The organism is Streptomyces globosus, from assembly GCF_003325375.1.
Lineage (GTDB): Bacteria > Actinomycetota > Actinomycetes > Streptomycetales > Streptomycetaceae > Streptomyces > Streptomyces globosus_A.
Window position 1 is genome coordinate 247028 of record NZ_CP030862.1, and the last position, 23004, is coordinate 270031.

The 23004-nt window shown below is 74.5% G+C and carries 20 protein-coding genes and 1 pseudogene; 13 read left to right on the top strand and 8 right to left on the bottom strand.

Going from position 1 to position 23004, the window contains the following annotated elements; genetic code table 11:
* The first annotated feature begins 540 nt into the window (after positions 1-540).
* The 6 genes from C0216_RS01200 (at position 541) to fbaA (ending at position 6742) form a co-directional block, all read left to right on the top strand.
* The gene (locus tag C0216_RS01200; protein WP_114053457.1) at positions 541-1083 is read left to right on the top strand and encodes a DUF2617 family protein; all 543 of its coding nucleotides are present in this window, start codon (positions 541-543) and stop codon (positions 1081-1083) included.
* A 194-nt stretch (positions 1084-1277) separates the two neighbouring features.
* Positions 1278-2918: a polyamine aminopropyltransferase gene (locus C0216_RS01205; protein WP_114053458.1), complete on the top strand. Its 1641-nt coding sequence runs from the start codon at positions 1278-1280 to the stop codon at positions 2916-2918.
* A gap of 67 nt (positions 2919-2985) precedes the next feature.
* The gene (locus C0216_RS01210; protein WP_114053459.1) at positions 2986-3933 is read left to right on the top strand and encodes an SRPBCC family protein; all 948 of its coding nucleotides are present in this window, start codon (positions 2986-2988) and stop codon (positions 3931-3933) included.
* A gap of 131 nt (positions 3934-4064) precedes the next feature.
* Positions 4065-4865, top strand: coding sequence for an aldose 1-epimerase (locus C0216_RS01215; RefSeq protein ID WP_114053460.1), 801 nt, complete (start codon positions 4065-4067; stop codon positions 4863-4865).
* A 31-nt stretch (positions 4866-4896) separates the two neighbouring features.
* Positions 4897-5436 (top strand): orotate phosphoribosyltransferase, encoded by a 540-nt coding sequence (gene pyrE / locus C0216_RS01220; RefSeq protein ID WP_114053461.1) that lies wholly within the window; start codon positions 4897-4899, stop codon positions 5434-5436.
* A 283-nt stretch (positions 5437-5719) separates the two neighbouring features.
* On the top strand, positions 5720-6742 hold the full coding sequence (gene fbaA, locus C0216_RS01225; RefSeq protein ID WP_114053462.1) for a class II fructose-bisphosphate aldolase: 1023 nt from the start codon (positions 5720-5722) through the stop codon (positions 6740-6742).
* A gap of 252 nt (positions 6743-6994) precedes the next feature.
* Here fbaA and C0216_RS01230 read toward each other — a convergent pair.
* Positions 6995-8272, bottom strand: a pseudogene (locus tag C0216_RS01230) (IS701 family transposase); the annotation flags it as partial.
* Between the two features lie 241 nt (positions 8273-8513).
* On the opposite strand from C0216_RS01230, the gene C0216_RS01235 reads away from it, so the two are divergent.
* The 4 genes from C0216_RS01235 to C0216_RS01250 all read left to right on the top strand — a co-directional run bounded on the left by C0216_RS01235 (position 8514) and on the right by C0216_RS01250 (position 12242).
* Positions 8514-8927: a DUF3151 domain-containing protein gene (locus C0216_RS01235; protein WP_114053464.1), complete on the top strand. Its 414-nt coding sequence runs from the start codon at positions 8514-8516 to the stop codon at positions 8925-8927.
* A 193-nt stretch (positions 8928-9120) separates the two neighbouring features.
* Entirely contained in the window at positions 9121-9966 is an 846-nt protein-coding gene (gene kynA / locus C0216_RS01240; protein ID WP_114053465.1) for a tryptophan 2,3-dioxygenase, read from the top strand.
* Positions 9959-11170, top strand: a complete 1212-nt coding sequence (kynU, locus tag C0216_RS01245; protein WP_114053466.1) for a kynureninase — start codon at positions 9959-9961, stop codon at positions 11168-11170. Before kynA ends, kynU begins: the two co-directional genes overlap by 8 nt.
* A gap of 184 nt (positions 11171-11354) precedes the next feature.
* Complete coding sequence (locus tag C0216_RS01250; RefSeq protein WP_114053467.1) at positions 11355-12242, top strand: alpha/beta hydrolase family protein; 888 nt, start codon at positions 11355-11357, stop codon at positions 12240-12242.
* 51 nt (positions 12243-12293) lie between these two features.
* On the opposite strand, the gene wrbA is transcribed toward C0216_RS01250, so the two are convergent.
* Positions 12294-12896 carry an NAD(P)H:quinone oxidoreductase gene (wrbA, locus tag C0216_RS01255; protein ID WP_114053468.1) on the bottom strand — a complete coding sequence of 201 codons (603 nt, stop codon included), beginning with the start codon at positions 12894-12896 and terminating at the stop codon, positions 12294-12296.
* A 101-nt stretch (positions 12897-12997) separates the two neighbouring features.
* On the opposite strand from wrbA, the gene C0216_RS01260 reads away from it, so the two are divergent.
* Both C0216_RS01260 and C0216_RS01265 read left to right on the top strand, forming a co-directional pair.
* A complete protein-coding gene (locus C0216_RS01260; RefSeq protein WP_114053469.1) occupies positions 12998-13597 on the top strand; it encodes a TetR/AcrR family transcriptional regulator in 600 nt (199 codons plus the stop codon).
* A gap of 112 nt (positions 13598-13709) precedes the next feature.
* A complete protein-coding gene (locus tag C0216_RS01265) occupies positions 13710-15332 on the top strand; it encodes a hypothetical protein (protein WP_162793097.1) in 1623 nt (540 codons plus the stop codon).
* A gap of 84 nt (positions 15333-15416) precedes the next feature.
* Here the strand turns inward: C0216_RS01265 and C0216_RS01270 are convergent, their stop codons facing one another.
* Entirely contained in the window at positions 15417-16700 is a 1284-nt protein-coding gene (locus C0216_RS01270) for an adenylosuccinate synthase (RefSeq protein WP_114053471.1), read from the bottom strand.
* A 184-nt stretch (positions 16701-16884) separates the two neighbouring features.
* Here C0216_RS01270 and C0216_RS01275 point away from each other — a divergent pair, with 184 nt between their 5' ends.
* Positions 16885-17691, top strand: a complete 807-nt coding sequence (locus C0216_RS01275) for a diacylglycerol kinase (RefSeq protein ID WP_114058376.1) — start codon at positions 16885-16887, stop codon at positions 17689-17691.
* Here C0216_RS01275 and C0216_RS01280 read toward each other — a convergent pair.
* The 5 genes from C0216_RS01280 to C0216_RS01300 form a co-directional block, all read right to left on the bottom strand.
* Positions 17675-18913 carry a hypothetical protein gene (locus C0216_RS01280; RefSeq protein WP_114053472.1) on the bottom strand — a complete coding sequence of 413 codons (1239 nt, stop codon included), beginning with the start codon at positions 18911-18913 and terminating at the stop codon, positions 17675-17677. The genes C0216_RS01275 and C0216_RS01280 overlap by 17 nt on opposite strands.
* Before the next feature lie 76 nt (positions 18914-18989).
* The gene (locus C0216_RS01285) at positions 18990-20186 is read right to left on the bottom strand and encodes a cytochrome P450 (protein WP_114053473.1); all 1197 of its coding nucleotides are present in this window, start codon (positions 20184-20186) and stop codon (positions 18990-18992) included.
* Between the two features lie 54 nt (positions 20187-20240).
* Positions 20241-20900 carry a response regulator gene (locus C0216_RS01290; RefSeq protein WP_114053474.1) on the bottom strand — a complete coding sequence of 220 codons (660 nt, stop codon included), beginning with the start codon at positions 20898-20900 and terminating at the stop codon, positions 20241-20243.
* Positions 20897-22231 carry a sensor histidine kinase gene (locus C0216_RS01295; RefSeq protein WP_114053475.1) on the bottom strand — a complete coding sequence of 445 codons (1335 nt, stop codon included), beginning with the start codon at positions 22229-22231 and terminating at the stop codon, positions 20897-20899. The genes C0216_RS01290 and C0216_RS01295 overlap by 4 nt, the downstream gene beginning before the upstream one ends.
* Positions 22232-22318: 87 nt before the next feature.
* On the bottom strand, positions 22319-22996 hold the full coding sequence (locus tag C0216_RS01300; protein WP_114053476.1) for a response regulator: 678 nt from the start codon (positions 22994-22996) through the stop codon (positions 22319-22321).
* Between the last annotated feature and the right edge of the window lie 8 nt (positions 22997-23004).

The following is a 23004-nucleotide window of genomic DNA, read 5'->3' on the forward strand; positions in this document are numbered from 1 at the left end:
CCCTGTCCAAGCCCGCGGTCAGGCGGCACGGCTCGTCCTCGTCCTCGTCGTCTTCGTCGTCCTCGTCGTCCTCCACCGACTCCTGGTGGTGGGTCGGCACGTCGTCCTGCGGGTCGTCCTCGTCCTCCTCCTGCGGAACCTCCTCCTCTTCCTGCGGTTCCTCCTCGTCCTCGTCCTGCGGGGGCGGGGGCTGCGGCGGCGGCAGCTGACACGGGGCAGCTGCACCGCGCGCACGGAGCGCCCGGCGGCGCACGGAAGCCGCCGGGCGCCCCCGTATCCATCACCCGGAAGGGTCAGGCGGCGGGGTTCGGAAATGCTGCCGGTGAACACGTGAACTGGCGGGCCCCCGCGGGGATGTAAACCCAACCAAGTTGGGTAAAAACGCTGTGAGTGCCGTGCCTTTCATGATTCCCTCGGTTGAGTAGACCAGTCCCCGGGCCCCGCGGGATCTCCTGCGGACCCGAGCCGGTTTCCCCCCACCCGTTGACCACCGCTGGCGGGGTCCGGCCCCTCTCCCTCGCGCGTTTGCGGAGCCGACTCATGCTCACGACCCTCCAGACCACCTACACCGACACGCGTGCTGCCGACCTGGCCTGGGCCCTGGGCCGTGGCCGGCTGCCCGCCCTGGCCGTGCTGAACCTCGAACTGAACGGTGCCAAGGTGGAGTTGCGCCTGCTGGGGGCCTCGCACCAGGTGCTCCTGGAGGAGGGCGAGGTCGTCTGCTCGGAGACGGTCGCCTGCATGCCCGGCAGCAGCACGCCCCTCCCGCTCGGCGTGGCGAAGCGGATGAGCGGCTGGGAGTACGAGTTCGCCGCCCGCGTCGAGACCCTGTCGCAGGGCTCCTTCGCCGGCCGGGCCCAGGAGCTGCTCGCCCTGGTCGCGGACCACCCGAACGGATTGGCCGGAACCTTTCCCGGCAGCCCGCACGCCTTCACCGCGATGCTCGCGCAGCGCCACGAGGGGCAGGTGCGCTGGCGGACCTGGCACGCATACCCGCAGGAAGGCCAGTTGGTGGCCACCCGTACGAGGGTCGGGGTGCGCGCGGGTGCACCGGCCGGCGCGTTGGAGCCGGCCGCGCCCTGACAGCCGCCGGTGCGCCCCCGCCCCGGCGCCGCAGCCGCCCTCCGCTGCGCAAATCACCGCCGGGGCCGGGGGCGCAGGGTCTCGCGACCCCGCTGCACCGGCCCGGCGCATTGCGCCAACCGGCTGAAACAGGCGGGTACTTGCACCCATGTGGGTGACTTGATGCCCGTGGGCGGTGACATACGGTTCGCTGCATGATCGACCGTTCCGTCCCCCGCCGGGTGCGCCCGGCTCCGGAGCCGCCGGCCGCGGCGGCGCCGGCGGCCGCCCTCCCCGTACGGCCCCGGACCGGCCGACTCCTCGTCCTGGCCACCGTCTTCGTCTGCGCCGCCTGCGGCCTCGTCTACGAGCTGGAGCTGCTGGCCCTCGGCTCCTACCTCATCGGGGACTCCGTCACCCAGACGTCCGTCGTGCTGTCCGTCATGGTCTTCGCCATGGGTGTCGGATCCCTGCTGGCGAAGCGGCTGCGGACCCGGCCCGCCGTCGGGTTCGCCCTCATCGAGGCGGGCCTCGCCCTGCTCGGCGGGCTGTCTGCGATGGCGCTGTACGCGACCTTCGCCTGGCTGGGCGAGTCCCGGCCGGCGCTCGTCGCGTTCTCCCTCCTGATCGGGGTGCTGATCGGCGCGGAGATCCCGCTGCTGATGGCCCTCATCCAGCGGATCCGCAGGCAGGACGCCGGGGGCGCCGTCGCCGACCTGTTCGCCGCCGACTACGTGGGCGCCCTCGTCGGCGGCCTCGCCTTCCCCTTCCTGGTGCTGCCGGTGCTCGGCCAGCTCACCGGCGCCCTCCTGACCGGCACCGTCAACGCCGTCGCCGGCGCAGCCCTGGTCCTGTGGCTCTTCCGCGGCGACCTCACCCCCCGCTGGCGCCGGCTCCTCCTCGCCGTGAACGCCGCCGTCCTCGCCGTCCTCGGCGCCGCGACCGTCCTCGCCGACGACTTCGAGGAGGTCGCCCGCCGGGCCGTCTACGGCGGAGAGGTCCGCGTCGCCCGGCAGACCGGCATGCAGGAGCTCGTCATCACCGGCCCCGCCGGCGGCCCGCCGCGCTCCCTCGACCTGTTCCTGGACGGGCGCCTGCGGGTCAGCGGCTACGACGAGCACCGCTACCACGAGGCGCTCGTCCACCCCGCCATGACCGGCCCGCACGAGCGGGTCCTCGTCCTCGGCGGCGGCGACGGCCTCGCCGCCCGCGAGGTGCTGCGCCACCCCGGCGTGGCCTCCGTGACCGTCGTCGACCTCGACCCCGGCGTGGTCCGCCTCGCCCGCACCGACCCGGTGCTGTCCGCACTGAACGGCCGCGTCTACGAGGACCCGCGGACCGCCGTCGTCACGCAGGACGCGTTCCGCTGGCTGCGCGGCCCGGCGGCCGCCCTCCGCTTCGACGTCATCGTCTCCGACCTGCCGGACCCGGGCGTCACCCCCAGCACCAAGCTGTACTCGCAGGAGTTCTACGGGCTCGCCGCCCGCGCCCTGGCCCCCGGAGGCCGCCTCGCCGTGCACGCCGGCTCCCCCGCCGCCCGCCCCCGTACGTTCTGGACCGTCGACGCCACCCTCCGCGCGGCCGGCCTCGCCACCGCCCCCTACAGCGCCGGAGGCCGCCTCGCCGGGTTCGCCGGGCCCGACCGCAGCCCGCGGGCCGGCGACGCACCGCCGCAGGAGTGGGGCTTCGTCCTCGCGGGACGCGGGCCGGACGCCCCCGAGCTGCGCGTCGACCAGGGCACGCCCGCGCTGCGCTCGCTGACCACCCGGTCCCTGCGCGACGCCGCCCGCGACACGGAGCGGACCCGGGTGGCGGGGCTGCCGCCGTCGACGCTCCCGCATCCGCGCTACTCCTGACCGCTCCCGCGGATCGCGGTGCGCCGCGGGGGGCCCGCGGGCGGCCCGCGTCGGTAGGCTCGACTGCATGGAGCATCAGGTCTTCCTCCCGGTACCGGCCGACCGCCTCCGCGCCGTGCTGCGCGACCCCGCCCGGGTGGCCCGCTGCGTGCCCGGCCTCCAGCAGGACGCCGACGCCGCGGCCGCGGAGGCGGCCCCGGGCCAGGTCGCCGGCCGGCTGAGACTGCGGGTCGGCGGGAACACCGTCACCTACCGCGGCCGCCTCTCCGTGGCCGCCCGGGGCGGCGACCGCTTCACCGTCGAGGGGGAGGGAGTCGAGATCCGGGGCAGCGGCACCGTCAAGCTGACCGTGGACCTGCGGCTGGCCCCGGCCGGCGAGGGGAGCTCCCTGGAGTTCACCGCCGCGGGCGAGGCGGGCGGGCGGGCCGCCGGGTTCGCACCGGACGCCGTCGAGGCCGCCGTCCGCAGGCTGCTGGACAAGGCCGCAGCCCAGCTCGCCGTCCAGGCCGGAGCACCGCACGCGCCGGACGCCCCGGACGGCCCGGACGCGGGCACCGCCGGCACGGCCGACACCGGGGACACCGCCGGGGAGGGCGCCCCGGACACCGAAGCCGGGGACACCGAAGCCGGGGACACCGAAGCCGGGGACACCGAAGCCGGGGACACCCCGTCGGTGTACGACACCGAGGTGCCGCCCTCCTCCCTCGACCCCTTCCTCGACGGCGACTTCGAGGACCTCGGCGGCGTATCCGACTTCGGCGAACTCGACCGCATGCGCGACACCGACGCGTACGGCGCCGCCCAGCCCCCCGCCGAGGCCGCCCACGCCCGCCGCACGATGATCGGCCGCAGCGCCGAGGAGGTCGACCACGCGCCCCCGCGCGGCCGCTACGCCCCCGTCCCCGCACCGGCGTCCGCCGCCGCGGGGGCCGGCCTGCGCTGGATCGCCCCGGCCGCCGCGTTCGCCCTCGCCTCGGCGGTCGTCATCGGCCGCGCCCTGCGCCGCCGCCGCTGAGCTCCCACCGGCAGGACCGTCGGCCCGCGCACGCACATCCGGCACAGGCCACGGACCTCCGCCCGGCGGTGCACCGCACCGTACGCCTCGGCCCGGCAAACCTTCCCGGTCACAGCACTAGGCTCGGCCGCATGAGTACGCAACTGTCGGCCGGCGGCGTGGAAGTGACCGTCGACCAGGAGAACGGCTGCCGGATCAGCAGCCTGCGCATCGACGGGACGGAGCTGCTGCGCCAGGGCGCGCACTACGGCTGCTTCCCGATGGTGCCGTGGTGCGGGCGCACCGCGTACGGCGAGTTCCGCGACGGCGCCGCCGTGCACAAGCTGCCCGTCAACCAGCCGCCGCACGCCATCCACGGCTTCGGCCGCGACGCCGCCTGGCGCCCGGCGCCCGCCGCGGTGACCGCGACCGACGCCGCGTTCACGTACGACCTCGCCGACCCGTGGCCCTACCCGGGCCGTGTCACCCAGACCGTCAGCCTCGACCCGGGCGGCAGCTCCCTGACGCTCGCCATGGGCGTGGAGACGTACGGCGACTCCTTCCCCGCCCAGGCCGGCTGGCACCCCTGGTTCCTGCGCAACCTCGGCGCCGGCGGCGAGGACGTCCGCCTGGACTTCGACCCCGTCTGGCAGGAGGAGCGCGGCCCCGACCACCTCCCCACCGGCCGCCGCACCGACCCGCAGCCCGGCCCGTGGGACGACTGCTTCGGCATGCCCTACGGCGTCGAGGCGGTGCTGACCTGGCCCGGCGAGCTGGAGCTGAAGGTGACCAGCCGCGCCGAGTGGGTCGTCGTCTACGACGAGCAGCCGGAGGCCGTCTGCGTGGAGCCGCAGTCCGGGCCGCCGAACGGCCTGAACACGCTGCCGCGCCTGGTGACGCCGGTGGACCCGCTGGAGGTCTCCATGACCTGGGCCTGGCGCCGTCTGTCGTAGCGCCCGCGCGCACGCAACTAAGCTCGGGGCCATGAGTGACGTACGCGATGCGCTTCTGCAGCAGATCAAGGACAAGGCCGTCGTGCACGGCAAGGTGACCCTCTCCTCCGGCAAGGAGGCCGACTACTACATCGACCTCCGCCGGATCACCCTCGACGGCGAGGCGGCCCCCATGGTCGGCCAGGTCATGCTCGACCTGACCGCCGAGCTCGACTACGACTGCGTCGGCGGCCTGACCCTGGGCGCCGACCCGGTCGCGACGTCGATGCTGCACGCCTCCGCCGCCCGCGGCGGCCGCCTCGACGCGTTCGTCGTCCGCAAGGCGCAGAAGGCGCACGGCATGCAGCGCCGCATCGAGGGCACCGACGTCAAGGGCAAGCGCTGCCTCGTCGTCGAGGACACCTCCACCACCGGCGGCTCCCCGCTGACCGCGGTCGAGGCCGTCCGGGAGGCCGGCGGCGAGGTCGTCGCCGTCGCCACCATCGTGGACCGCGGCGCCGCCGACGCGATCGCCGCCGCGGGCCTGCCGTACCTGACCGGCTACCGCCTCGGGGACCTCGGCCTGGCCTGAGCGCGCGGCCCCGAGGGGCGCCCGCGACGGGGACCGGCCGCGGCGCATCCGCGGCCGGTCTTGCATGCCGGACCGCCCACCGGCTTCCCCGGAGCCCGGCCGGCCGCCGCGAAACCCGCTCTGAGCTGCGGGTTTCTCACCCGGTGGCCTGATTTCCGGAAATCGCAGCGGCCGGCGCGGGTCGAGTGACACGCGGAGCGTGGAAAGATAGGCGCGACGGTTACGTCGCCCCCAGGTCAGGGTCAGCAATCGCACACTCCCCGCACAACAGAGGAGCGGACAGATGCCCATCGCAACCCCCGAGGTCTACAACGAGATGCTCGACCGGGCGAAGGCAGGCAAGTTCGCCTACCCGGCCATCAACGTGACCTCGAGCCAGACCCTGCACGCTGCCCTGCGCGGCTTCGCGGAGGCCGAGAGCGACGGCATCATCCAGATCTCCACCGGCGGTGCGGAGTTCCTGGGTGGCCAGCACAGCAAGGACATGGTCACGGGCGCGGTCGCCCTGGCCGAGTTCGCGCACATCGTCGCGGCGAAGTACGACGTCAACATCGCGCTGCACACCGACCACTGCCCGAAGGACAAGCTGGACGGGTACGTCCGCCCGCTGATCGCCGTCTCCGAGGAGCGCGTCAAGGCCGGCCGCAACCCGCTCTTCCAGTCCCACATGTGGGACGGCTCCGCCGAGACCCTGGCCGACAACCTGGCCATCGCGCAGGAGCTGCTGCCCCGCGCCGCCGCCGCCAAGATCATCCTTGAGGTCGAGATCACCCCGACCGGCGGCGAGGAGGACGGCGTCACCCACGAGATCAACGACGAGCTGTACACCACCGTCGACGACGCGATCCGCACCGCCGAGGCCCTCGGCCTGGGCGAGAAGGGCCGCTACCTGCTGGCCGCCTCCTTCGGCAACGTGCACGGCGTGTACAAGCCGGGCAACGTCGTCCTGCGCCCGGAGCTGCTGAAGGACCTCCAGCAGGGCGTCGGCGAGAAGTACGGCAAGACCAGCCCGTTCGACTTCGTCTTCCACGGCGGCTCCGGCTCCACGGAGGAGGAGATCGCCACCGCGCTGGAGAACGGCGTCGTGAAGATGAACCTCGACACCGACACCCAGTACGCGTTCACCCGCCCGGTCGCCGACCACATGTTCAAGAACTACGACGGCGTCCTGAAGGTCGACGGCGAGGTCGGCAGGAAGTCCACCTACGACCCGCGGACCTGGGGCAAGCTGGCCGAGGCGAGCATGGCCAAGCGCGTCCTGCAGGCCTGCGCCGACCTGCGCTCCACGGGCACCCGCCTGAAGTAGCGGCCGGCCGGCGCCCTGACCGGCCCGGACACACGCACGGAGAAGGGGCCCGGTGCTCCCGCCGCTCGGCGGGGGCGCCGGGCCCCGCCGCGTTCAGAGGGCCGCGAGCGCGGGCCGGCGTACCGCGGCGGTGTGCCGGCCCCGCGCGGCGGCGAGCGCGCCCGCGCGGGCCGCCACCGGAACCGCGACCGGAACCGGAGCGGCGTCGGTTGTACCGGCCGTACGGGGGACGGCGACCGGGACGGAGCCGGGGGCTCCGGCCGCCGGCGCGGCCAGGCAGAGCGCCGCGTGCGCCACGGACGCCAGCGTCACGTGCCGGTGCCAGCCGGGCAGCGACCGGCCGGAGAAGTCGCGCAGGCCCACCCGCTGCACGCTCGCCGCGGACGCGGCCGACACCCGCAGCGCCGTCTTCGTCATCCGCACCAGCGCAGCCGGGTCGGTGCGCACCATGTCCGTCACCCACAGCTGCGTCGGCAGCCGGCGCGCCGCCTCCCACTCGCCGAACAGCAGCACCTCGCGCCGCCGGCCCTGCGCCGGGTCGGGGACCATCACCCGTACGGCCGCCACCAGCGACGTCCGCCGCGCGCCCGGCACCTCCGGGTCGGGCCACTCCACCGGCATCCGCAGCCCCCGCACGTTCTGCAGGACGTCCCGCGCGGCCATCGTGCCCGCGCCGAACCCCGGCACCCGCGGGTCGGTCACCAGCAGCCGCGCCTCCGCACCGATCCGGGCGACCACCGGCACCCGCGCCTCGGCGAAGCGGTGCAGCGTCGACCGCGTCGCGATGTCCCGCACGTCCAGGACGACCGGCCGGACCGGCAGCCGCGCCTCGCGCACCGCGTTCAGCACGCCGCTGACCGCGCAGCCCGCGTACGACTCCTCCTCGCCGGTGCCGCACTCCTGCACCGAGTCCTGCGAGGGCGCCGGCGCCGACTCCTCGTCGAGGAAGAGCCGCCACCCCACCGGCGTCACCACCGGCGCGGAGGTGTACCAGAGCCCGAACGCCTGCTGCCCGCGGAACATCTGGCCCCGGTGCGGGTCGAAGCGGTGCCCGGCGCCCACCGAGTGCTCGCCGCCCTTGGGGATGGCCATCGGCTGCGCCACCCAGGCGGTCAGCGGCGCCGTCCGCCCCAGGTACTCGGCCAGCGCGGTCCGGATCGGCTGCCAGTCCCACGTCGAGGCGGCGATGAAGTGGTGCAGGCTCTGCTCCGCGGCCGCGGCGCCGGCGCCGCCGGCCGCGCCCGCCCGGTCTAGCTGGAGGGCGATGTTGCGGATCGACTTGCGGCCCTCGGCGGTGAGCAGCCCCTGCACGTACTGGCGGCCGCGCTCCCGCTGGTCCTTGCGGCGCAGGGAGGCGAACACCGCGGAGCACAGTTCCTCGACGGCCCCGTCCGCGCACGCCGCGCCGTTCGCGCCGGCCGCTGCTGCTGTGGCGGCGGCGGCCGCGCGGGTGCCGGCGGGCCGGCTGCCGGAGGCGGTGAGGGCGGCGGCGGTGCGGTCGGCGGTGCGGGTGCTGGTGGCGGCGTTCACGAGTTCCCCTTCGTCGATGGCCCCCCTACCGTCCGCCGCGGCCCCCCGCCGCGGGGAGGTGCGCCGGGCACACGGCTCGGCCGCCGGATGGTGGGGCGCCCACCACCCCCCGCCGGAGGCTGCGGCGGCGGTGGGCCCGCCACCGCCGGGCGCGCGGCGGGCGCGGCGCCGGGGTGCCGCATGCCGGGCAGCGCGCCGGGGAAGGCCGCCGTACGGGACGCGGATGCCCCAGACTTGGGGCATGTCCATTCACCAGAACCTGCTCGGGGGCCCCGCCCCCACCCACCTCCCCGACGAGCCGGGCCGCGAGGCCATCGCCGCGGGCACGCCCGCCGTCGAGGTGGCCGCCGCGCACCCGACGTCCTCGCTCGCCTGGGCGGTCCTGTCCGACGAGGCGTTCGCCGCGGGCCGCAGCGTCGAGGCGTACGCGTACGCGCGCACCGGCTACCACCGCGGGCTCGACGCGCTGCGCCGCGCCGGCTGGAAGGGCCACGGCCCGGTGCCATGGGAGCACGAGCCGAACCGCGGCTTCCTGCGCGCCCTGCACGCCCTCGCCCGCGCGGCCGGGGCCATCGGCGAGAAGGACGAGTACGAGCGCTGCACGACCTTCCTGCGCGACTCCTCGGAGACGGCAGCGGAGGTCCTGGGCGCCTGACCGGGGCGCCGCGGGCGCCCGGCGCGGCGCCCGCGGAACCCGCCGGTGTGTGAAATGTGTGTGTGACGACCGTCACGCACCATTGGAGCACCCGGGGGGAGCGGTTTTATGATGCGCACAGGGGACCGGGGCTCCACACACCCTTTCGGAAGGAGCGGACCGCTACCCGGAAGCACGTGTCGAGGAGACAGCGATGTCGAACACCCTTGATGCCTCCGGAGCCGGTTCGGACACCCCGAACCTCGACTTCGCCGGCACGACCCCGTACGAGGACTACGTCCAGGCGGACGTCCTCACCCACCTCCAGCACCCCCGCTCGGACGACCCGGGCGAGATGGTCTTCCTGGTCACCACCCAGGTCATGGAGCTGTGGTTCACGGTCATCGTCCACGAGTGGGAGACGGCCGCGAGGGCCCTGCGGGAGGACCGCGTCCCTGTCGCGATGGACGCGCTGAAACGATCCCTCCGCGAGCTGGAGGCCCTCAACGCCTCCTGGCGCCCGCTCGCCCAGCTCACCCCCGCCCAGTTCAACTCCTACCGCGGCGCCCTCGGCGAGGGCTCGGGCTTCCAGTCCGCGATGTACCGGCGGATGGAGTTCCTGCTCGGCGAGAAGTCGGCGTCGATGCTGGTCCCGCACCGCGGCGCGCCGCGCGTCCACGCGGAGCTGGAGAAGGCGCTGCACGAGCCGAGCCTGTACGACGAGGTGCTGCGGCTGCTGGCCCGCCGCGGCCTGCCCGTCCCGCAGTCCGTCCTCGACCGCGACCTGTCGCGGCGCTACGAGGCCTCGCCCGAGGTCGAGGCCGTGTGGACCGCCCTGTACGGGGACCCCGACGCCCATCCCGACCTGCACCGCCTCGGCGAGGCCCTCACCGACGTCGCCGAGCTGGTGTGGCGCTGGCGCAACGACCACCTTGTCGCCACGCGGCGCGCGATGGGCGCGAAGACGGGCACGGGCGGCTCGGCCGGCGTCAGCTGGCTGGAGAAGCGCGCGTCGAAGAACGTCTTCCCCGAGCTGTGGACGGCGCGCAGCCATGTCTGAGCCGACCACCCGCCGCGCGGCGGAGCTCGCCGAGCGCGCCGCCGGACTCGACGCCGCCGACCCGCTCGCCGGGCTGCGCAAGCGCTTCACCCTGCCGGACGGTGTCGTCTACCTGGACGGCAACTCGCTCGGCGCGCTCCCCGCGGGAGTGCCGGAGCGCGTCGCGGAGGTCGTCTCCCGCGAGTGGGGGACGGAGCTGATCCGGTCCTGGAGCAGCGGCACCTGGTGGACGGCGCCGGAGCGGATCGGCGACCGGATCGCCCCGCTCGTCGGCGCCGCGCCCGGGCAGGTCGTCGTGGGCGACTCCACCAGCGTCAACCTGTTCAAGGCGCTGGTCGGCGCGGCCCGGCTCGCCGGGCCCGGCCGCACCGAGCTGCTCGTGGACGCCTCCACCTTCCCGACCGACGGCTACATCGCCGCCTCCGCCGCCCGGATGACGGGGCTGACCGCCGTCCCGGTGGACCCCTCGCGGGCCGCCGCGGCGATGGGGGAGCGCACGGCCGCGGTCCTGCTCAACCACGTCGACTACCGCAGCGGCCGGCTCCACGACCTGCCCGGTCTGACGCGCGCCGCGCACGCCGCGGGCGCGTTGGCGGTGTGGGACCTGTGCCATTCGGCGGGCGCGCTGCCCGTCGGGCTCGACGCCCACGGTGTGGACTTCGCGGTCGGCTGCACGTACAAGTACCTCAACGGCGGCCCCGGTTCGCCCGCGTACCTGTACGTTGCCGAACGCCACCAGGAGGGCTTCGACTCGCCGCTGCCCGGCTGGAACGGGCACGCGGAACCGTTCGCGATGACCCCGGAGTACGCGCCCGCCGCGGGCGCCGTCCGGGGGCGGGTCGGCACGCCCGACATCCTGTCGATGCTCGCCCTGGAGGCGGCGCTCGACGCCTGGGACGGGGTGGAGGTGGAGGCGGTGCGTGCGAAGTCCCTCGCGCTGACCGACTTCTTCCTGGAGTGCGTCGCCGCGTACGTGCCGCAGGGCCGGGTGGAGTCGGTGACTCCGGCGGCGCACGCCGAGCGCGGCAGCCAGGTCTCGCTGCGCACGGAGGGTGCCCGCGCGGTGATGGACGAGCTGATCGCACGCGGCGTGATCGGGGACTTCCGCGCCCCGGACGTGCTGCGGTTCGGCTTCACCCCGCTGTACGTCGGCTTCGCCGACGCGGAGCGCGCGGCCCGGACGCTGGGTCACGTTTTCGGGTGATCCCGGGGCGAAACGTCACGGCACGGGGCGGGCGGGGCGCGGTCCCGCCCGTCGCCGCCCGCTCCCGTGCCGGGGCCCGTGACGGGAAACCGACTCCCCGGGACAGGCCTGTTCCGGCCTGATACGGTCCCGCTCTGCCGGAACACCGGAACACCAGTCCCACGCGTTACGAGAGGTGGAGCCGATGTCGGATCCCGCAGTCGAACGGGACGCCGCCGAGGCCGCCTCGGCCTTCGCCCACCCGCCGGTCGCGCCCGACGCGACCGCCGCGTACGGGGAACACCCCGACCACGTCGTGGACTTCTACGCCCCGCGGGCCGGGGACGGCTCCGCCGCCTCCGCGCCGCTGGTGGTGCTGCTGCACGGCGGGGCCTGGCGCGCCCCGTACGACCGCGCGCACGTGACGCCGCTGGCGGACTTCCTGGCGCGGCGGGGTTTTGCCGTGGCCAACGTGGAGTACCGGCGCGGGAGTTCGCTGCCGCACCAGGACGCGGACGGCCCGGTCGCGGGGCGCTGGCCGGAAACCTTCGACGACGTCGCAGCGGCGATGGACGCCCTGCCGGGGCTGGCCGCCTCCGCGCTGCCGCAGGCGGACCTGCGGCGCACGGTCGTCACCGGGCACTCGGCGGGCGGCCACCTGGCGCTGTGGGCGGCCGCCCGGCACGTGCTGCCCGCCGGAGCCCCGGCCGGCTGGCGGCTGCCCGAACCGCCGCCGCTGCGCGGCGTGGTGGCGCTGGCGCCGATCGCGGACTTCGAGGTCGCGGGCAGGCTCGGCGTGTGCGGCGGGGCTGCCGGGCAGCTGCTGGGCGGCGCGGCGCACCTGGCGGAGCGGTCGCCGTACGCGGACCCGGCGGTGCTGCTGCCGACGGGGATCGCCACCGCCGTGGTGCACGGGCGGGAGGACATCGTGGTGCCGGCGGCGGTCGCCGAGTCGTACGTGGAGGCGGCGGCCCGGGCCGGCGAGACGGTGGGGCTGACCCTGCTGGACGGGGTCGGGCACTTCCCGCTGATCGACCCGGGCGCGGACGCCTGCGCGGTCGTGGCCGAGGAGGTCGCGCAGCTGGCCTGGTAGGCGCGGGCGCCGTGCGCAGGCCCAGGCGGCACCCGTCGGCCGCGGCCGGTGTCAGGCCGTCGCGGCGAGGCGGGCGGCGAAGCGGGCCAGCCGTGCGCCCTGGTGGCGGGCCGCGGCGAGGGCCTCCTCGGTGACGGGGCCGCTGCCGCCGGGGTGCGAGGTGCCGTACGGGTTTCCGCCGGCGGCGAAGACGGCCGGGTCGGTGAAGCCGGGGGCGACGATGACCGAGCCCCAGTGGTGGAAGGTGTTGTACAGCGCGAGGAGCGTGGACTCGTTGCCGCCGTGGGCGTTGTGCGCGCTGGTGAAGCCGGTTGCCGGCTTGTCGGCCAGGGCGCCCTGCTGCCAGAGGCCGCCGGTGGTGTCGAGGAACTGCTTCAGCTGGCCGGCGATGTTGCCGTAGCGGGTGGGGGAGCCGATCGCGTAGGCGTTGGCCCAGGAGAGGTCGTCGAGGGTGGCGGTCTCGACGTCCTTCGCGGCCTCGACGTGCTCGCGCCACGCGGGGTTGGAGTCGATGGCGGCGTCCGGGGCGAGTTCGGGCACGCGGCGCAGGCGCACCTCCGCGCCGGCCTTCTCGGCGCCTTCGGCGACGGCCTGCGCGAGGGCGTGGACGTTCCCGGTGGACGAGTAGTAGACGACGGCGACCTTGGCACCCATGGTGAATCTCCTCCTGGTGAAGCGGATCGCTATCCGCTTTCGCTGAGCAGAGTCAATCGGATAGAAATCCGTTTGGCAAGCGGATCCGGTAGCCTGCCTGCATGAGCCGCACCGAGCTGCCCGTCACGGGCCAGGCCCCGCCGGAGCGGGCGGACGCCGCCCGCAACCGGCGCAGGATCCTGGACGCGGCCGCCCGGCTGCTCGCCGACCAGGGGCCGGATGCCGTCACGATGAACGCCGTCGCGCACGCGGCCGGCATCGGCGTCGGCACCGTCTACCGCCGCTTCGGCGGCGTCAGCGGCCTGCTGCTCGCCCTGCTGGACGAGGGCGAGAAGCGCTTCCAGGAGGCGTTCCTCGCCGGCCCGCCCCCGCTGGGCCCCGGGGCGCCCCCGGAGGAGCGGCTGCGCGCGTTCCTGCACGCGCTGGCCGATCGGCTCTCCGCCTGCCGGGCCGTGATGGGCGCCGCCGAGGCTGCGTCGCCGGGAGCCCGGTACGGCAGCGGCGCCTACCTCACCCTGCACACGCACGTGTCCCTGCTGCTGCGGCAGGCCCGCCCGGAGGCGGACGCGCCGGTCCTGGCCCACCTGCTGCTCGCTCCCTTCGTCCCGAGCCTGTTCGAGCACCTGACGGCGGAGCGGGAGGTGTCGCCCGACCGGATCAAGGCGGGCATCGACGCCCTGCTGGGAGCGGGCGGGGGGTGAGCCGCCCGCCCCCTCCGGGGCCCCGCCCGCTGTGATCAAGCCATGGCCTGATCGGTAACCTGGGCGTCCGAATCCGATCACGGGTTCGAGTAGTAGACCTCAGGGGGGAACGGTGCTCCGCCACCGACTCGTTTTTCCGGCTGCCCTCGTGGCGGCAGCCGCCGTACTGGCGCCGGGAGCAGCCCACGCGGCCCCGGCGGCTCCGGCCGCCGTGACAGGGGCCTCCGACCCGCAGTCGTACACGGCCCCGCCCTACTGGACCGTGCGCACCCCGCTGGGCGACGGCCCGATCGGCCACGACGGCCTCCAGATCGACCTGCACGCGGGGATGTTCACCGCGCACGGCATCCACCTGGAGGCCGCGGCCCTCGACGTCCGCGGCCCGTCGTCCGTCACCGTCGAGTGGGGCGACGGAGCGAAGGACACGGCGGAGATCACCGAGCCCGCCGACATCAAGCGCCTGGACCACGCCCACACGTACGCCGAGGTCGGCACCTACACCGTGACGTACACGGTGACCGACGCCGCGCACAACGTGCGGGCCGTCAACAAGGTCATCGTCACCACGGCGGGCGCCGAGTTCACCGCGCACGCGCCGACCCGCCTCCTCGACACCCGCGACGGGACGGGTGCCGCGAAGGCCAAGGTCGCCGGGCGCAGCAGCGCCCGCGTGAAGGCCGCCGGCAACGCCCGGATCCCGGCCGGAGCCACGGCCGTCGCGCTGAACGTGACGGTGACCAACACCGTCGAGGCCGGGTACGTCACCGCGTTCGCCGGGAAGGGCGCCCGGCGGCCGGACACCTCGAACCTCAACTACGCGCCCGGGCAGACCGTCCCCAACCTGGTGATCGTCCCCGTGGGCGACGACGGCCACGTCGAGCTCTTCAACGGCGGCTGGGCCCCGGTGGACCTCATCGCGGACGTGACCGGCTACTTCACCCGGTCCGCGGCAGCCGGCTACACCCCGCTGGCGCCGGCGCGCCTCGTCGACACCCGCGAGGGGCTCGGCACCGCGCAGGGGCAGGTGCCCGGCCAGGGGGCCTTCACCGTGGCGGCCGCCGGGGCGGGGAAGGTCCCGAAGGGCGCCACCGCGGTCGCCCTGAACGTCACCGCGACCAACCCGGCGGAGGCCGGGCACCTGACTGTTTTCCCGAGCGGCCAGTCGGCGCCGAGCACGTCCAGCGTCAACTTCACGGCGGGGCAGACCGTCGCCAACGCGGTGGTCGTGCCGGTGGGCGCGGACGGGAAGATCAGCGTCCGCAACGGCAGCTGGAAGGGCGCCGACGTCGTGGTCGACGTGGTCGGCTACTACAGCCCCGACAGCAGGGCCGCCTACCGGCCGTTCCACCCGTTCCGGCTCGCGGACACCCGCGAGGACAGCCGGCACCGCCCCCGCGGCCCCGTCCCGGCCCGCGACTACCTCGCGCTGCCGTTCACCGGCGAATCCCCGGTGCCGCCGGCGGGCTGGGTGCTGAACACCACGGTCACCAACACGACCGAGGCCGGCCACCTGTCGGTCGCCCCCGACCCGAACACGTGGGCGGACTACCAGAAGGGCATCGCGGCGAAGCCGGAGCGGCCCCTCTCCTCCTCCCTGAACTGGGGCGCGGGCATGACCGTGCCCAACCTCGTCCAGACGCCCGCCGGGCCGGGCGCCGTCATCGACTTCTGGAACCAGGGCTGGCAGCCGGTCGACGTGATCGTCGACTGCCTCGGCGTCTACGAGACGGACTGACCGGAACGCGAAGGGGGGCGGTGCACCGTGCGGTGCACCGCCCCCCTTGCGGCGGACGGGTGTCGGGCCGTCCCGTCCGGAGGCCTAGAGGAACGAGTTGATCTCGATCGTCTCGGTGCGGCCGGGGCCGACGCCGATCGCGGAGATCGGGGCGCCCGACATCTCCTCCAGGGCCTTCACGTACGCCTGCGCGTTCTTCGGCAGGTCGGAGAAGGTCTTGGCCTTGGTGATGTCCTCGGACCAGCCCGGCAGGTTCTCGTAGATCGGCTTCGCGTGGTGGAAGTCCGTCTGCGAGTACGGCAGCTCCTCGACGCGCTTGCCGTCGATCTCGTACGCGACGCACACGGGGATCTGCTCCCAGCCGGTCAGCACGTCCAGCTTGGTCAGGAAGAAGTCCGTCAGGCCGTTCACGCGGGTGGCGTAGCGGGCGATCGGGGCGTCGAACCAGCCGCAGCGCCGGTCGCGGCCGGTGGTCACGCCGCGCTCGCCGCCGATGCGGCGCAGGTCCTCGCCGTCCTGGTCGAACAGCTCGGTCGGGAACGGGCCCGCGCCGACGCGGGTCGTGTAGGCCTTCAGGATGCCGATGACGCGGCTGATCCGGGTCGGGCCGACGCCCGTGCCGGTGCAGGCGCCGCCCGCGGTGGGGTTCGAGGAGGTCACGAACGGGTACGTGCCGTGGTCGACGTCGAGGAGGGTGCCCTGGCCGCCCTCGAACAGCACGACCTTGTCCTCGTCGAGCGCGTTGTTGAGGATCAGGGTGGTGTCCGCGACGTACGGCTTGATCTGGTCCGCGTACTGGAGCATCTCCTCCACGATCGCGGCGGCCTCGATCGCGCGGCGGTTGTACAGCTTGGCGAGCAGCTGGTTCTTGTTCTCCAGCGCCGCCTCGACCTTCTGGATGAGGATCGACTCGTCGTAGAGGTCCTGGACGCGGATGCCGACGCGGTTGATCTTGTCCGCGTACGTCGGGCCGATGCCGCGGCCGGTCGTGCCGATCTTGCGCTTGCCGAGGAAGCGCTCGCCGACCTTGTCGAGGGTGACGTTGTACGGCGTGATCAGGTGGGCGTTTCCGCTGATCAGCAGCTTCGAGGTGTCGATGCCGCGCTCGTTCAGCCCGCGCAGCTCGGACAGGAGCACGGACGGGTCGACGACGACGCCGTTGCCGATGACCGGGGTGCATCCGGGGGACAGGATGCCGGACGGGAGAAGGTGCAGCGCGTACTTCTGGTCGCCTACGACGACCGTGTGGCCGGCGTTGTTGCCGCCCTGGTAGCGCACCACGTAGTCAACGGATCCACCGAGCAGGTCGGTGGCCTTCCCCTTGCCCTCGTCACCCCACTGAGCTCCGAGCAGCACAAGAGCGGGCACAGGCGTACACCTCTTCCGGATGGGGCATGTCCAAGGCCAGGGGGCGTACGACGATGTACACCGCAGGCTGGGCCGTCGGACCGGTACCCCGGAATAGACGAAGGCCCTGGCGCAATAGCGCAAGGGCCTCTTGCACAAAGATGCTACCCGAGGAAGGACCGAGGTGTCGGCTCCGGAGCCCACCATGAGCCCTGCGGGCGCGCCGGTCGGCGGCCTGCTCGTGCTCGTCGACCCGGTCGCGCGCCGTCTCGACGGAGAGTCCGTGCGCATCGCGAGGGACGTGCTGTCGGCCGGGGCGGCGGCGAAGATCTGCCTCCCCCAGTCGCCGGAGGAGTTCGCGCGGGCCCTCGCCCGCCGCGGCCATCGGCGGCCGGTGATCGTCGGCGACGACCGGGCCCTCGTACGGGCGGTCGGGCTGCTGCACCGGGAGCGGGAGCTCGACGGGGAGGCCCTCTCGGTGGTTCCCGTGGGGCAGGCGGGCTCGCTGGGGCTGGCGCGGCTGCTGGGGGTCCCCTTGTCGGCGGTGTCCGCGGCGCGGGCGGCCCTGGACGGGGTCGTCGGCGTCCGCGACCTGCTCGTCGACGACAGCGACGGCGTCGTCCTCGGCGGACTGCGCATCCCGCCCGTCCGGCCGCCCGCGCCCCGGGCGGGCGGGGCGTCGGTGCGCAGCGCCTACCGGTCGCTGGTGCGGACGCTCGCCGGGCCGCCCGCGGCGCCGGCCGCGGGGCACCGGCTGCGGGTGGAGGCCGACGGGGTGGTGCTGGCCGACGTGGACCGCCCCGTCGACGACGTCGCGGTCGCGCCCGGCGGGGGCGGCCTGGCGGAGGTCGCCGTCCGCGCGGAGGGCGCCGTGGTCCGGGCCCGCGCCGCGGCGGTCACGGTGGCGGGAGCCGACTTCCGCTACCGGGCCGACGCGGCGGTCTCCGGGCCGGTCCGGCGGCGGACGTGGACCGTGCGGCCGGCGGCCTGGGGGCTCATCCTGCCGCGCTGACCGGCGTACGGGCCGTCTCGCGCAGCACGCGGCGGCGGGAGAGGACGGTGACGGCGAGCGAGGCGGCCGCGAGCCCCGTGATCGCCGTCGCCGGCCCGACGGCCTGGGCGGCGGCGCCGGCGAGGGCGGCGCCGATGCCCTGCCAGGTCATCCGGCCCGCGGACTCCGCGCCCTGGACCTGGCCGCGGACCGCGTCCGGGGTGAGCGCGAGGAGCTGCTCCTGCATCGGCAGGGTGGCCGCGAAGCCGGCGCCGGCGAGGAACACGGCGACGGCGGCGACCGGCAGCGGCGGGTGGAGCGCGAACACCAGGAAGGGCGCGGCCATCAGCAGCCGCAGGGGGAAGGCGGCGCGGCGCCTGCCCCCTGCGGTGAGGAGCCGCCCGACGGCGAGGTCGCCGAGGAGCAGCCCCGCGGACGCGGCGGCCAGGAGGTGGCCGGCGTACTGCCCGGCGTACGGGATGAACAGCGCCTCGCAGCCGACGACCAGGCCGTTCGGCACCCAGAGGTTCAGCAGCAGGGCCCGCCGGCCGGGACGGCCCAGCAGTTCGGTGTTGCCGGCCCAGGTGCTGCGCAGGCCGGGGCGGCGGGCGAGCCGGACGGAGCGCTCGCGGAGGGTGGCCGCGACGGCGGCCAGGGAGAGCGCGGTGAGCGCGGCGGCGGCAGCGAACAGCCCGTGCGGGCCGATCGCGCGCACCAGCACCGCGCCGGAGGCGTAGCCGAGGACGGAGACGGCGCCGGCGGTGATGTTCATCAGCGAGCGGGCCGGGGCGTAGGCGGATGCGGGGACGATCTCGGCGAGCAGGCCCATGCGGGTGCCGGTGCCGAGGGACTGGAAGAAACCGAGGGCCAGGAGCAGGGCGAAGCGGGCGGTGAGCGGCAGACCCGGCACGGCCTGGGCGGCGATGCCGGCGAGGGAGGCGCCCTGGAGGGCGAGCAGGGTGCGGCGGGGGCGGCTGCCGTCGGCGACGGACATCAGGGTGAGCGCCCCGAGCACGGTCGCGAAGGTCGCCCCGTACATGCTGACCGCTGTCAGGAAGGGGGAGCCGGTCTGGCGGTCGACGAGGCTGCCGAGGGCGAACCCGGACAGGGCGCTCGCGGCGGCGGTGAGGGCGAAGCTCGCGAAGAGCCCGGCGAACTCCCGGTTCCGGAGCAGCTCCCGGTACCCGGGACGGGCTCCCGGCGGCACGGGCGCGCGCGATGTTGATGAGGCGTCAGAAGGCATGAAAAAAGCCTCCGTTCGCTCCCGTCAGGGAGAGCCGGAGGCCTTGGTTGGACCATAGCACGCGGGGGCGGGGCGTTCAGAACTCGACGATCAGCTCCCGCAGCCCGCGGATCACGTACCCGGGCTGCCACTGCGGTTCGCGGACCAGCTTCAGCGGGGGCACGCCGTCCGCCAGGAGCGCGCCGAAGGAGGCCGCCAGCTCGCGGCGGGCCAGCGGGGCGCCCAGGCAGTAGTGGATGCCCGCGCCGAAGCTGAGGTGCGGGTTGTCGGTGCGGGAGAGGTCGAGGGTGTCCGGGTCCGCGAAGCGGGCCGGGTCGCGGTTGGCGGAGCCGAACAGCAGCGCGACCTCCGCGCCGCGCGGGATGACCGCGCCGCCGATCTCGATGTCGTCCAGGACCCACCGCTCGAACATCTGGAGCGGGGTGTCGTAGCGCATCAGCTCATCCACAGCTGTGGACAACTTTCCCCGGTCGAGCGCGGCCAGCTGTCCAGGATTGCGGAAGAGTGCCCACCAGCCGTTGACGGTCGTGTTCACGGTGGCCTCGTGGCCGGCGTTCAGCAGGAGCACGCAGGTGGAGATCATTTCCTGTTCGCTGAGCCGCCCCTCCTCGTCGTGCGCCGCGATGAGCCCGGAGACCAGGTCCTCCCCGGGCTGCCGGCGCCGCCGGGCGATCAGCTCCCGCAGGTAGGCGCTGAACTCGGTGCTCGCCTGCACGGCCCGCCGCGCCGTCTCTTCGTCGGGCCGCAGCTCGAACATCCCGCAGATGTCCGCGGACCACGGCCGCAGCAGCCCCCGGTCCTCCTCCGGCACCCCCAGCAGCTCCGCGATCACCGCCACGGGCAGCGGCTCGGCGACCACCGCCAGCAGGTCGCCGCCCCCGTCGGCGAGGAGCCGGCCCACCAGCTCCCCGGCGAGCCGCTCCACCGCCGGCGCGAGCCGCTCCACCGTCCGCGGCGTGAACGCCTTCGACACCAGCCGCCGCACCCGCCCGTGCGCCGGGTCCTCCAGGTCGAGCAGCCCGTTGTCGTTGAGCACGTGGAACGGCTCGTGCTCCGGCGGCGGCGCCGTACGCCCGAACTCCTCGTGCGAGAAGCGGTGCAGGTACGTCCGCCCGAGCCGCCGGTCGCGCAGCAGGGCACTCACGTCGGCGTAGTGCGGCACGAGCCACTGCCCGGTGGCCTCGCACCAGACGGCCCTGCCCTGCTCCCGCAACTCCCGGTAGGCCGGGTACGGGTCGGCGACGAACGCGGCATCCCACGGATCAAAGCCCATGCCCGCAGCCTAGTGCTGCGACCCCTGCCGGGCAGCCGGACCGCGTCGGGCCGGCTATGCGGGGGTGACGAGGCGGGTCTCGTAGGCGAAGACCGCCGCCTGCGTCCGGTCGCGCAGGCCCAGCTTCACCAGGATCCGGCTGACGTGCGTCTTGATGGTGGACTCGGCCACCACCAGCCGGTCCGCGATCTCCGCATTGGAGAGGCCCTGCGCGATCAGGACGAGCACCTCCGTCTCCCGGTCCGTCAACTCCCCCACCCCGGAAGCGTCGACCGGCCGGGGGGCCGCGGACAGCCGCGAGAACTCCGAGATCAGCCGCTTGGTCACCGTCGGCGCCAGCAGCGCCTCCCCGGACGCCACCACCCGTACCCCCTCGGCCAGTTGCCTGGCGGAGGCGTCCTTCAGCAGGAACCCGGACGCCCCGGCCCGCAGCGCCTGGTACACGTACTCGTCGAGGTCGAAGGTCGTCAGGACCAGCACCTTCGCGTCCGTGCCCATGGCGGCGATCTCCCGCGTGGCCTCCAGCCCGTTCATCACCGGCATCCGGACGTCCATCAGCACCACGTCCGGACCGAGCGCCGCCACCTGCGCGACGGCCTCCCGCCCGTCGACGGCCTCGCCGACCACCTCGATGCCGTCCATCGCGTTCAGCAGGACCGAGAAGCCCTCCCGGACCATCATCTGGTCGTCGACGATGAGAACCCTGATCGTCATGCCTGTTCCCGCGCCGTCTCCAGAGCCGCTTCCTGCCCGCGCACGGGTATGAACACCGCCACCTCGTATCCGCCTTCCGCGGTCCGCCCGGCCGTCATCTGCCCCTCCAGCATGGCGACCCGCTCCCGCATGCCCGTGATCCCGTGCCCCGCACCCGGCGAGGGCCGCACGTCCCCGGTCGGCGCCCCGTTGACGACACGTATGCCGAGCCCGCCCAGCACGTACGACACCTCCACGCCGGCGGCCGCTCCCGGCGCATGCCGCAGGGTGTTGCTCAGGGCCTCCTGCACGATCCGGTACGCCGACAGCTCGACTCCCTGCGGCAGCTCCCGCACCGCACCCGTCACCGTCTTCTCCACCCGCAGGCCGGCCTCCCGCACATTGGCGACGAGCCCGTCCAGCGAGGCCAGTGTCGGCTGCGGGGCGTCCGGCGCCTCGTAGTCCTCGGAGCGGACCACTCCCAGCACCCGGCGCAGCTCCGTCAGCGCCGCCACCGCGTTCTCCCGGATCGTCGCGAACGCGGCCTCCAGCTCCTGCGGCGGGTTCTTCACCCGGTACGGTGCGGCCTCCGCCTGGATCGCCACCACCGACATGTGGTGGGCCACCACGTCGTGCAGCTCGCGCGCGATCGTCGTCCGCTCCTCCAGCAGCGTCCGCCGGTCCCGCTCGACCGCGGTGACCTCCGCCTGGGCGCTCACCTCCTGCTCCGCCTCCCGGCGCGTGTGCCGGACCGTCACCACCAGCAGCGACACCGCCAGCAGGAACAGGATCGGGACAACGCTGCCCGAGTCGCCGCCGGCCAGGACGGAGGCCGATATCCCGAACAGCATCGTGACCAGCCACATCCAGCCCGAGGTCCGGGGCCGGGTCCGCATCGCGACGACGGTCACGGTGAACAGGTACGCGACGAAGCTCGCCGGTCCCCACGGCCAGGTCGACCCGTCCCCCGCGCCCGCCACGGCGAGCGCCGAGGTCGACGCGAGGGCCGCCCAGAACGCCCCGACGGGCCGGACCAGCGTCATCAGCACCGGCGCCGCCGCGACCGCGCCCAGCAGCAGTGCTGCCGGCGGCCACAGGAAGTCGTGCACGCCGAGCGTGGTGAGCGCCACCAGCAGGGCGGTGCCGGCGACCACCGCGTGCGGCAGATACGGCGCCTTCGCCCGTATCCCCGCGGGGAGCCGCCGCACCAGCGGGCCGTCCGTGCGCATCGGCGGCAGCGGCCGGTACGCGAAAGCGTCCGTGAGGAGCTCCTCGCGCAGGCTCCGGAGGATTCCCGAAGCCAGCCGGATCTCGGGGGTCCCGGGATTCGCCCCGGAAGTCTTCTCGGTCATGGCACCACCGTAGGTCTGCGGTCCTCTCGTCCGCGTCGCCGCACAAGGGGATCTGCGGGCCTCCCCCTCAGGTACTACCCGAGGCCCTCAGTAGCCCGCCGGACGGACCAGACCCGTCTCGTACGCGAAGACCGCCGCCTGCGTGCGGTCCCGCAGGCCGAGCTTCACCAGGATCCGCCCCACGTGCGTCTTCACCGTCTGCTCGGCCACGACGAGCCGTGCGGCGATCTCCGCATTGGACAGCCCCTGCGCGATCAGCGCGAGCACCTCCGTCTCCCGCTCGGTCAGCTCCGCGATCCGCGCCTTCGACGGGGCGCGCGGTGCACCGAGCCGCGAGAACTCGGTGATGAGCCGCTTGGTGATGTTCGGGGACAGCAGGGCCTCACCGGCCGCGACGACCCGCACCGCCTCGGCCAGCTGGTCCGCGGAGGCGTCCTTCAGCAGGAACCCGGACGCGCCGGCCCGCAGCGCCTCGTACACGTACTCGTCGAGGTCGAAGGTCGTCAGGACGAGCACCTTCGCCTCGGAGCCCGACGCGGTGATCACCGACGTCGCCTCGATGCCGCCCGTTCCCGGCATGCGGATGTCCATCAGCACCACGTCGGGGCCGAGTTCGGCGGCCTTCGCCACGGCGTCCGCGCCGTCCACGGCCTGCCCGACGACCTCTATGTCGGGCTGCGTGTTGAGCAGGACCGTGAAGCCCTGCCGCACCATCATCTGATCGTCGGCGATCATCACCCTGATCGGTCGGGCCGTCGTCGTCATGGCGTCCT